Source organism: Massilia sp. UYP34 (genome assembly GCF_056279385.1).
Genome location: NZ_JBWBRF010000037.1, coordinates 1 through 10,057 on the forward strand (window position 1 = coordinate 1; position 10,057 = coordinate 10,057).

Here is a 10,057-nt window from a genome sequence, read left to right on the forward strand (position 1 = left end):
TGGGTTTCAAGGCCGCTCCGCAAAGCGGCCATCTTCTCAAAATGGTGTATCAGTTTTCAATCGCTGCCTGTATCAGTTTACAACCGCTGCTGACACAGCCTACAGTGTGACCTCATGCGTGTTGGTTTCGTTCGCCTGGATGAGCCGCCACCTGGTGCGAAGGAAGAAGTTGGCGTATGGCATGGGTTCACTTACACTGTGCAGTCTAGGCGTCACATGAACGAACCCTTGCTAGTCACCGAGTCGTTCTGTATGGACTTCCCTCTTCTAGCTCTGGCGAACATGACCGCTACTATGTGGATTCAGGCTTACCAGAACAGACCACAGGATGAGATTTACAATATTTCGCAGGGTAACTAAGGAACCATATGGGAATTTTTAGCAAAAAAACCAACGAGCCGATTGACTCTGACGATCTGGCTAAGAAGGTTGAAGAATACAACCGTAAGTTTTTGGCGTCTCAGGAACCACAAAAAGCCGAACCCGCCCAAGTCAGTCAGCAAGCCCGTAATCAACAGGCATCTACTCCACTGGTTTTGGAGGGTATTGATGAGGAAGCCATTAATATAGCTAGAACGGAAATTGTACGTTATGTCTTCGTTGATATGGAAGAAGGTCCGTTCACCCCAGTAATGAAGAGTGCATTCAGTGGGGAGACACCAAGCAAGGAACTATTAACGGCCGTCGCGCAGTGTTATAAAATTGCCTTGCATACTATCTTCACGCCTGAATATTCGCTACAGGATGCAAAGGAAGACTCTGATCTGTTGAAGAATTATGTAGCAAGAAATTACCAAGCACACCTCTACCTGATACCAGCGCTGACACATGCACCGATCTATGCGACTATGACAATTGCAAAGCTTATTCAGCATCAGCAAGGCATTTCTGAAGATGAAGCCACAGAATCAGCCCATGAAGCACTTGGCACATCAATGATAGAGTTGCATCAGTTTGGTCTGACACTGATTCAAAATTTTGGAAAATAAAGAATTTCTAATCTCACAGTCGTAAAAAAAGCCCCGTAAGGGGCTTTTCTCATTTACCGAAGACTCTTCTCATCTTCGCACAGAAGCAAGCTAAATAAATCATGGTTGGGATTGACCACCCTATGAGCGTCACGTACATGCCGAAATCCAGCCTCGTATGGCCTGAAGAAATATCGGTGCAATACATGTAATAGACAAAGCAAGCGAGTGCAAAGACAGCCGTGCCAATGGACCAACCGAGGATCGATCCGATTACATCCCAACCCTTCCAGTAATTTTGTTCCATTTGCGCAGCTTTCATTTAAGACTCCTTGTCATATTGTCAACCTACTATAGCGTCGATTTTTTTCAGAGTCAAGCGAGAAAAAGAGCCCCATAACGAGGCTCTGATATCTGATTACACTTATTCGTCCGCTTTTGCTGACAACTCACTCAATCTAAGTTGGATGAATTCCTTTAATTGAACGTTGCCACCCTGCTTTATGGAATTAGGATCGTTCTTGTAAGCGTTAAATGCTTGCTTGTTTCCTTCTTCAATTTTTTGATTTGCACCATCCGCACCGAATTTCTGGCTCAACTTAGAATGAACACCCTGATATTCAGCAATCATAGACTTCGCACCTTCAGTGTGATAACCGCCACCTACGATTGCGGCAATTGAACCTGTCCCATTACCGAACTTCTTGTTCAATGTGTCGTTGTAAGCAGAGTTCACGGATTTCTTCGCTGGCTGACCTGGATCAGTCTCAAAACGAGACTCTACGCCTTCCATAAAATATTGTGCTTCTGCTGGACTCAAGTTCTTAAATGAACTGGCTATACCTTCTTTAGCCGCCTTCTTGTCCTCGTCTGTCTCACTTCTTTGATCAATCTTCTCCATGAGATTGTTCTTAGCAATGTTGACCGGATTATTGGCCTGAAGTCCAAGGAAACCCTTAGACTCACTTCTCTCTTCGCTACCTGGTGAAGCGCCTTTGCCACCTTCCTTTGTTATAGCAGCAACCTTACCGCCGCCTGGCATTGGACTACCACCACCAGAGCCGCCACCGCCATCGTCGCCTTTTCCTTTACCGAATAGCTTTCCTAATGTGTCGGAAATTTGCTTACCGTTTCGCTCACCGATTTGAATATTATTTCTTGCAGCAGAAATACCAGCAGCAGCAGCAGTCATTCCACTGTGAGAACTGTCACCCATAGTTTTTGCATAGTTACCTAACTGGTCAACACCGCCACCAATCCAACGCATGATTTCATCTGGAATTACGTGCATTAGGCTCAAGATCTTCTTTAAGAATGCAAAGCTAATGATTGCATAAAGAATTGTCCCACCTAAGATTTTGAAGAACCCTAGTGTGCCGTCAACTTGACTGAAGCTGAAAACTTGGAAGAACACTTTGTTGATGAATTCTCCAACTACCTGACTTAAAACGATAGTTGCGATGAAGCCAAATATTAAGAATGTTGGACGAAGCAATAAGCCTAAAACCATCATGTAACCGTTGGCACCTTTACCTACTAAATCATCACCGTTTGGATGTAAATGCATAACGGCCCATAAAGGTGCAACACAAATGGCGATCACGCACTGGATCAACCAGCCACCAATACAACCTAGCCAAATAATGAATGGAAGATTAGGAAGAATGTAGGCACAGGCGAACCCGGTTGCTGCCAATGCTTTCACAGGTAAGTCCAACATACTTGTGGTGACTTGTAACGCCGCACCGATAGCCCCGGCCGTCCCTGGAACAAGAGCAAGAGCAGAGAATGCAGTCATTAAAAGTGTCAATGTCCCATAAGCCATAAGTAACTTTGTGCCCATTGCTTCTAATGTTATTTCAATACCTCTTGTCTCGTTTTTCAACTCATAGATATTCAAACCTGTGAATGCTTCAGTAATTGCAGCAGCGAAGCGACCTCCTGTACCTATTTCTTGATGTCTCTTGCCGTCCTCAGCCTTATTGACGTCACTGATTGAGCTTGGTGAACCGTACTCAGCACCACGAGCAGCTAACACCTGGTCAGCGATAAGATATGGTTTTACGTCCTCATCAACAGCACCGTTATCATCATTTGTAGATATGTTTGCAGAAGTCGCAGGAAATGCAGACATTGCAGAAGTGATCTGGCCGTTTGTGAGAATTATGTTGTTATGATATGCACCAGCCAAGAACCAGCCATATTTCTTTGCAGCAGAGGTTGAGTCATTGTCTTTACTAGCCAATGTCTTTCCAACGGACTGAATTGAAGCTAAATATTTGTCAGCGATTAAACCTAGCTTTGCATAATATTTCTTTGCATCTTGTGGAACTTTTTCTTTGTTCGCAACAGCTTCAGCAGCTACAGCACGAACAGAAGTGATCATAGTTGCAGTTGCTATTCTGTGAGCATCGTTAAGAACTGAAACGTCAGGAGCTTTGAATAGATTGTCTAATGGTCCTAACAATCCTGTGTTAGTTGTAGTTGCACCTTGAGCAGTCTGCGCATTCTCAATTTTCTTTGGATATTTGACCCAACCACATGCTCTCTTACTGAAGTAAGAAGTAAGTCCTTTCTGATCACCAAAGAAATATGTGTCACCGTCTAGAGCTACATTCCAATCGTACTTAAGAGCAAAACCTAAGATTGGAGGGCTTGCTTCCATTTGCGCTTTGTGTGCTTCCACACAAACTCCTGCCACAAAAGTATCTTCAACCGCTTTCATAAGCTGAAGCTTGGTTGTAATTAGGGGAGTTGTGTTTGCACCGACAGATGGTTTAGTCATGTATGAAGCCCAAACTGCATCAGCCATGCCGACACCTTGAGTTATTAAGCTCATTACCAACATTTGCATGACACAGTAACCGCCTGGAAGAATTGGAAGAACTATGGCAGTGCCAATTGAGTAACGAATGGGAAGCCATACAGAAGAGAACTTCTTGCCTAACATTTCACCATCGTGCGCTGTACCTAAAGTACCAGCTAGAATTGTATATAGAGCTAGAACCCCACCTATCATAAGCACACCGCTATTGAAGGTTGAGATAGCAGAGCCGAAGGCATCTTTCCCACCGCTTACATCACTAAGTAGACTTCCGAACATTTGAGCTAGAATTTTGATAGATATGTCGTCGGAAGATGGCTCAAACCCTACGGCGATAGCAAGCTGAGGCATTAACATTAGCATCAGCAGAAAGATAAAACTCTTCATAGATAAAACTCCTTATTGTTTTTGTTATATATATGAGTTATATCAAATTAAAATGAAGACACAAGTCTACACATGCAAATTTCTATACATGAAATAACGGAAAAGATGAAGAAAGGAAAATCTAAAATACGGTTTGGCAAGGAGTGTGTAATATATTTTTATAAGCAAAAAAAAAGCCCCTATGTGGATAGGAGCCTTCTTTTATAACAAAGGAATTTTAATCTAGCTATCAAAACAAGAAACAGCCAATACTAAAGATAGCAGGATTTATTCATATGTCAACATACATGGCGATGTTTCGGTTGACGCAGTAGGAGGACAGGGATATACTAAATTCTGTCCTAATTTAGTACCACCAATCAACCTGGAGCCGATCATGGAACTTGCTAAGCGTTTCCGCCCCATCTCCTACCTGAAGACGAACACGGCAGATGTTGCCAAAGAGCTTCAAGAAGAGTCCGGTACCGTTGTGATCACACAGAACGGTGTTCCTTCCTTTGTGTGTGTGAGCTTTGAAGAGCACTACCGCGCCAGAGAGACAAATGCCCTCATCAAACTGTTGAGCTTAGGCCAGATGGAGAAGGCCGAAGGTAAGGTATCCTCACTGGAAGACGCTATGCTTGACATGGAGGCGGCTATCTTCGGTGAAGAAGAAGTTGAACTGAAAGCAGGTACTTGAATGACCTACAAAGTTCAAATTCTGAAGTCAGCACAAGCACAGATCATCCAGCAGACCCGTTATGTCAGGGAAAAGTTCGGAGCCGACAAAGCTAGGCAGTCATACGACACGATCACTACCAAGCTCACTGGCCTCAAAGACAATCCCCGCAGTAAAGGTATCAGAGTTCAGGAACTGGAAGATCTCGGAATCATGAACTACCGGATCATGCTTCATGCGAACCACACTAAAGCTCTGTATGACATTGACGACAGCAAACAACTTGTCACTGTTCACATGGTCTACGGTAGTGCTCAAGACTTTCAGACTTTGCTCTACGATAGGATTATTCGTCACCTACCATAAAGAAGAAGCCCTCAAGTTGAGGGCTTTTTTTTGGAGGGCTTTTCATATACGCGACCAAGCTATGAAAAGTAAGTTGAAGAGAATAGAAAATAAATGCCGCCAGATATTACATCTACATTTAGCAGATTCTACAAAGAAGTCAACTATCCTCTTAGCAAAACAGAAAGAAGCCCTCAATATGAGGGCTTTTTTAGTTTGTATACCATATATAACATTTCAAATGCTTAGCCGCTTTAATGAAAAGTCATCTACATCTAGCAGATTTTTCAAGATTGTCAACTTCCTGTTTTTAGCTTCGCTCTTTCGTCCATTCGGTAAGATAGTCAGCGACAGCTTCACCCCACACCACCCGTATAGGCTCGCCATCAATCGCGGACATGAAATAGTTCGCATAGTCCCATGAAGCCTTGTCTTCGCTGGTGTAGCTCTGGACGGCGAGCGCAATGATGGCCATGAGGAACTTGGGCTTGAGTGTCACCTTCCCTATCGCGTCCCGCATGTCGTTGCGAGTTGGATCTTGGACAAGTTGTGCGAACTCGTGATGAACGCCGGCCCACACCTGGCCTACACATTCCTTCATGAGTAGGTCGGCCAGAGCTTCCCACTTCTCAATGAGAGTCCGCTTCGGACTGTAGAAGTCGTAGAGAGCGAACACCCGAGTCAAGAACAGCTTCGCCCTGGTCTTGTCGCCCTCGAGGACCGGCCAGAGCGGTATCCCATCAGGACCGTCCAAGAATTCCCAGCTACTTCCGCTAAGCACCCTCTCCACGTCCATCAGCGTCTTTTCCTTCGGCGCCACGGTGAGACTGCTGTAGTTGAGCCATGTCGCCTTGACACCCTTGCTCTCTAGGTTTGCGGACAGGTCACGCACGGAGGACGCCCCTACCCGCTTGTACACATGGTCAAACCACGCCTTTGTGCGAGCTTTCGCTAGTCCTGCCAGCTTGCCGTTCTTCTTTTCCGGTTTCTTCACCGCGGACTCCATTGATGACCTGGTAAGGATTTTATCACCCCCTGAATCAGCGACCAATGTTCATGTTGATTTGAGATTTTCGCTAACTCAAATCGATTTGAGATGCCGTCTATCTCAAATTTTTACGATCATCCCGAAGCGTAAAGTTCAGTCCATGCAAACGAAACACATAAATGAGTTTGCAGAAAAATGAAACCTAAACTTTATAAGGAATGAACATGAACCTGAACATGAATAAAAACCACCTGCTGAATATGAACTCACTGATCGGTATGAAAGATATGCCAGAGGCTTCGGTTGATCTTCTACTGACCGATCCTCCGTACGGTATCGCAGATGCTTCAAAGCTCACCAAATCAAACGGGAAGTTTGTATCAACCAACGAAGCATGGGGTAACGACTTCCAAGACGCATGGGCAAATGTTGAAGATTATTGGAACTGGTTTAAGCCGTTTGTTGCAGAGATGAACCGAGTCATGAAAGACGGCGCGAGCATGATTCTCTTCCTGGACCGCAAATACACAGGATACATCGTCTACATGATTGAGAAGGAATTCGGACTGACCTTTAAGAACAAAGTGTATTTCTCTAAAAAGAACCCTGTCCCTTCAATGCGTAAGGTGAACTATAGGTCAAAAATCGAAGAGGCAATTTGGTTCAGCAAAGGTAAGCCGAACACGTTCAACTTCGGTGAGCAGTCAGAAATGACTCAAGTGTATGAAGGGCCAATTGGCAAGAAGAAGACCAAGCACCCTACCGAGAAGTACACCTGGATGATCGAACCTCTTATCAAGAATCATAGCAATCCTGGTGACGTGATTCTGGACCCCTTCTCAGGCTCAGGAGCCACCTTGATGAACGCTATCAAGATGGGACGCAACGCGATTGGCTTTGAAATGAATGCCACCTTCCATGAGATGGCTAAGCACCAGGCAGAGACAGCGAAATACGAAGTGATTTATGAGCCGCAGGCCAATGAACCTGCACAGAACGATGACCAGTACGAGCAAGCGGCTTAATGTAACCAAGGAGGCAACTATGAAATTTCAGCTTTATATGGAGGGCTACCTTCCGCAAACAGCAACTGTAATTATTGAGGCCAAGGATGAAATTGAAGCTGAAGAGATTGATTGGATAATGGCTAAGGAAGGAGATATCGATTGGGAAGATTGCGACCAATCATGTTACCGAACTGAAGTAGTAGAAGTTAGCAGAGCCGAAGAGGATGCAGAAGCAGACAATATTTAACTAAGGAGAAGAAATGAACGACGAAATCAAACTATACCGCGTGGAGGTGAATACCAACTTTTGCTTTTATGTTGACGTGGAGTGCGCAGATATTGAAGAAGCAAAAAGCATTGCATGGGACCGTGTGTATGCGAAGTCTGAAGAACTTGTTGGATGTGGTAACGATGAAGAGGACATGATTTACGGAATCGCACAACCTGAAATTGGCGATGTCACTGACGCAGACAACAACCCAATTGAGGACGATGAAGATGAAGACGACGAAGAAGAATACGAAGAAATCACTGATGAGCAAAGCATTCGCTCAATAGAAGTCTTTCATGAATTTGTAGAACAAATCACACTAACTAAAGGAGCATGAAAATGAACAACACAACACTAACTGATATTGCATACAAAATCGCTGCAAAAAAATTGGCAATGGGATTTAATGAACTGCATAAAGCCCACACAAGAGAAAACAAAATTGGCAGCAAACTTGGCAAAAAAATCCTAGATAAGACTATTTCGTGCATTCCAGTAATCATGGAGCTGACTGATTTTGTGACGGATGTTGTCGAACCATCCAAAAGTAAATTGTGGTTAGATACAGTGGTCAAAGGCGCTTATATATATGCCTCTGAAATAGTTCAAGGACATGCAAAAAAACTTCCGTCAGACATCGTCTGCTCAATGGTCGAATCATATTGGGAGGTGGAGTTTGAGCATATCTTCACTGAAATTAAGATTTCTTATCTATCTGAACAGCAGCTTTGCGAAGTTAAGAAAAATGCAGCGATTCAATCGAAGGCGTACCTAAAGAAAAACAACGAATTGTTCTTCGGAGTTGGGGTTATCGCTAACAGCTACCTGGAAGCAGATGATTGGGCAACGGTCACAGTTCGTGCAATTTTTGCAGAATATGCGTTTAGAGAAATACAGCGACTCTCTCAACCAACTAAGTAATAGGAAAGACATATGCAAAGAATACATGGAAGTAGCTACAACCCTAACCATGACGATGGAGGCAGTCTTTATGAATAAGGAAACGACATACAGTGAATGCTTTGACACCACCTTGAGTATCAGGGTGGATGTTTCTAGCGAAGACCCCAACAAGGTGAAGGGACTACTCAAGGAGAAAGTTAATAAGCTCCTTGAAGAGATTTTAAACAGTGAATATGAACATGGTGAAGCTGAGTCTGCAATAGGTATCACCTGGAAGAAAGATTTTTAACCACAAGGAGAAAATATGGAAGGCAGTAAATTTATGCAAGAAGCGGCAACGAACGCATTTTATGCTAACGCATGCGAAATGGTATCTGAAGATATTCAGGATTTTAAAGAATGTTTAGAACTTAATACATTGAGCGGCAGGATGAAGGATGAATACGAAACCTTCAAATGTTATGTGGACTTCAAGTACGCGGTACTTGAACGGTGCGAAAACGGGTTAGGTTGCGAAGACGGAATTGAACTTATGAGACTTGCGCGAGACATTCTATTAGAACTATGCGACAAAAGGGATATTTTGAATATCAAGAGCGTATGTCCTCATTACTTTTCAACCAACGAGGCATGGGGATGGAAAATAATTTATAAACAACTTGAGGAGCAACAATGAAGAACACGAACAAACAGACCTTTTCGGATTACTTTTCTGACTCAACCTATCACTACTTGAAGGTTCTGAGCGCAATCGGACGAATGACTAATTTTGAACTCAAGTTCACCTGGTCAAATAAAAATGGGTTTGATGTTGAGCCGACTTTCAATCTGACCAAAACAGAGGACACCTCCACCTGGTGCAAGACTTTGGATGCTGCTATGAAGTGCTCTACGGTGTGGAATGCAGAAGTGAAGGAAGTAGAGGCGACTGGCTTTAAGCTCTATGGCAAACAGGCAGAGGCACTATTGAGCGCGAAACTTGGAGCCTGTTATATCTATCAGAAACTCATGGATAGGCTTGAATACACAGAGCTTGCCCAAGCGAATATCTGTCAGTTAGAAATTTATGATGGCGAAACACACTTCATTTTTGAGTACGGCGACGAATACAAAGACATTTTGTTTTCTGCAAGAGAGATGGACGAATTCTTAAAGGAGATGAGAACAACTGCAAGCTATCACGTATAAAGGAAATCATATGAAAGACGAAAAAACAATTGAAGTATATGACCCGACCGATTTTTATGTCGATCATCGCTTTATGATGGGTGTATGCAAGGCTGTCGTCAATGATATTAATGGGATTAAAGAAGCGATGCGAGAACAATCCGCTTTTTACGGTAATTTATTTTGGCATCGAGTTTTAAACTTAGCTGATGTTAAGTACCTTGAGGACGAGATGGAATGGCACGCACAAGAGAATGCAACGATGGCTGGATTTTGCCGTTATGCCCATCACATGCTTTCTGTTCATTGCGAACAACGTGATTTGCTCAAAATAAAAAACTTAGTTCCAAAGTGGAGCGAAATACATAACCGTTGGGGTTGGAATGTAATTTACGATAAATAAGGAGAAAATATGGAACAAATTCTAGGAAACAAAACCTTAAAGGGTAATCCCCCCGCAAAAAGAGCGCGATCAGAAGTAGAATTTTCTACTTAAGATACAGAAAGCTCTACATGAAGACCTCCCGTTTTACCGACAG

14 protein-coding genes are annotated in these 10,057 nt (G+C 43.5%); 11 read left to right on the forward strand and 3 right to left on the reverse strand.

All coding sequences use genetic code 11. The features are described from left to right. Nucleotides 1-368: 368 nt before the first annotated feature. A complete protein-coding gene (locus ACZ9AQ_RS23740) occupies nt 369-989 on the forward strand; it encodes a hypothetical protein (RefSeq protein WP_429207243.1) in 621 nt (206 codons plus the stop codon). 49 nt (nt 990-1,038) lie between these two features. Here ACZ9AQ_RS23740 and ACZ9AQ_RS23745 read toward each other — a convergent pair whose 3' ends face one another. Then, entirely contained in the window at nt 1,039-1,290 is a 252-nt protein-coding gene (locus ACZ9AQ_RS23745; RefSeq protein ID WP_429207241.1) for a hypothetical protein, read from the reverse strand. Between the two features lie 102 nt (nt 1,291-1,392). Continuing rightward, on the reverse strand, nt 1,393-4,179 hold the full coding sequence (locus ACZ9AQ_RS23750) for a DotA/TraY family protein (RefSeq protein WP_429207239.1): 2,787 nt from the start codon (nt 4,177-4,179) through the stop codon (nt 1,393-1,395). Nucleotides 4,180-4,555: 376 nt separating this feature from the next. Here ACZ9AQ_RS23750 and ACZ9AQ_RS23755 point away from each other — a divergent pair, with 376 nt between their 5' ends. Beyond that, nucleotides 4,556-4,858, forward strand: coding sequence for a type II toxin-antitoxin system prevent-host-death family antitoxin (locus tag ACZ9AQ_RS23755; protein ID WP_429207238.1), 303 nt, complete (start codon nt 4,556-4,558; stop codon nt 4,856-4,858). Continuing rightward, nucleotides 4,859-5,203, forward strand: a complete 345-nt coding sequence (locus ACZ9AQ_RS23760; RefSeq protein ID WP_429207236.1) for a type II toxin-antitoxin system RelE family toxin — start codon at nt 4,859-4,861, stop codon at nt 5,201-5,203. It begins immediately after the preceding gene. Between the two features lie 289 nt (nt 5,204-5,492). On the opposite strand, the gene ACZ9AQ_RS23765 is transcribed toward ACZ9AQ_RS23760, so the two are convergent. After that, nucleotides 5,493-6,176 (reverse strand): hypothetical protein, encoded by a 684-nt coding sequence (locus ACZ9AQ_RS23765; protein WP_429207235.1) that lies wholly within the window; start codon nt 6,174-6,176, stop codon nt 5,493-5,495. Nucleotides 6,177-6,394: 218 nt separating this feature from the next. Here ACZ9AQ_RS23765 and ACZ9AQ_RS23770 point away from each other — a divergent pair, with 218 nt between their 5' ends. Genes ACZ9AQ_RS23770 through ACZ9AQ_RS23805 form a run of 8 tightly spaced genes read left to right on the forward strand, consistent with a single transcriptional unit; the run spans nt 6,395 to nt 9,921 of the window. Continuing rightward, nucleotides 6,395-7,195: a DNA-methyltransferase gene (locus ACZ9AQ_RS23770; protein ID WP_429207233.1), complete on the forward strand. Its 801-nt coding sequence runs from the start codon at nt 6,395-6,397 to the stop codon at nt 7,193-7,195. 19 nt (nt 7,196-7,214) lie between these two features. Continuing rightward, nucleotides 7,215-7,424, forward strand: a complete 210-nt coding sequence (locus tag ACZ9AQ_RS23775; protein WP_429207231.1) for a hypothetical protein — start codon at nt 7,215-7,217, stop codon at nt 7,422-7,424. 13 nt (nt 7,425-7,437) lie between these two features. Continuing rightward, a complete protein-coding gene (locus tag ACZ9AQ_RS23780; RefSeq protein WP_429207229.1) occupies nt 7,438-7,785 on the forward strand; it encodes a hypothetical protein in 348 nt (115 codons plus the stop codon). A gap of 2 nt (nt 7,786-7,787) precedes the next feature. Next, the gene (locus ACZ9AQ_RS23785; protein ID WP_429207227.1) at nt 7,788-8,369 is read left to right on the forward strand and encodes a hypothetical protein; all 582 of its coding nucleotides are present in this window, start codon (nt 7,788-7,790) and stop codon (nt 8,367-8,369) included. Nucleotides 8,370-8,394: 25 nt separating this feature from the next. Beyond that, nucleotides 8,395-8,640, forward strand: a complete 246-nt coding sequence (locus ACZ9AQ_RS23790; protein ID WP_429207225.1) for a hypothetical protein — start codon at nt 8,395-8,397, stop codon at nt 8,638-8,640. A gap of 15 nt (nt 8,641-8,655) precedes the next feature. Beyond that, nucleotides 8,656-9,027 carry a hypothetical protein gene (locus tag ACZ9AQ_RS23795; protein WP_429207223.1) on the forward strand — a complete coding sequence of 124 codons (372 nt, stop codon included), beginning with the start codon at nt 8,656-8,658 and terminating at the stop codon, nt 9,025-9,027. Beyond that, nucleotides 9,024-9,539 (forward strand): hypothetical protein, encoded by a 516-nt coding sequence (locus tag ACZ9AQ_RS23800; RefSeq protein WP_429207222.1) that lies wholly within the window; start codon nt 9,024-9,026, stop codon nt 9,537-9,539. Before ACZ9AQ_RS23795 ends, ACZ9AQ_RS23800 begins: the two co-directional genes overlap by 4 nt. A gap of 10 nt (nt 9,540-9,549) precedes the next feature. Beyond that, the gene (locus ACZ9AQ_RS23805; RefSeq protein WP_429207220.1) at nt 9,550-9,921 is read left to right on the forward strand and encodes a hypothetical protein; all 372 of its coding nucleotides are present in this window, start codon (nt 9,550-9,552) and stop codon (nt 9,919-9,921) included. Nucleotides 9,922-10,057 lie beyond the last annotated feature (136 nt).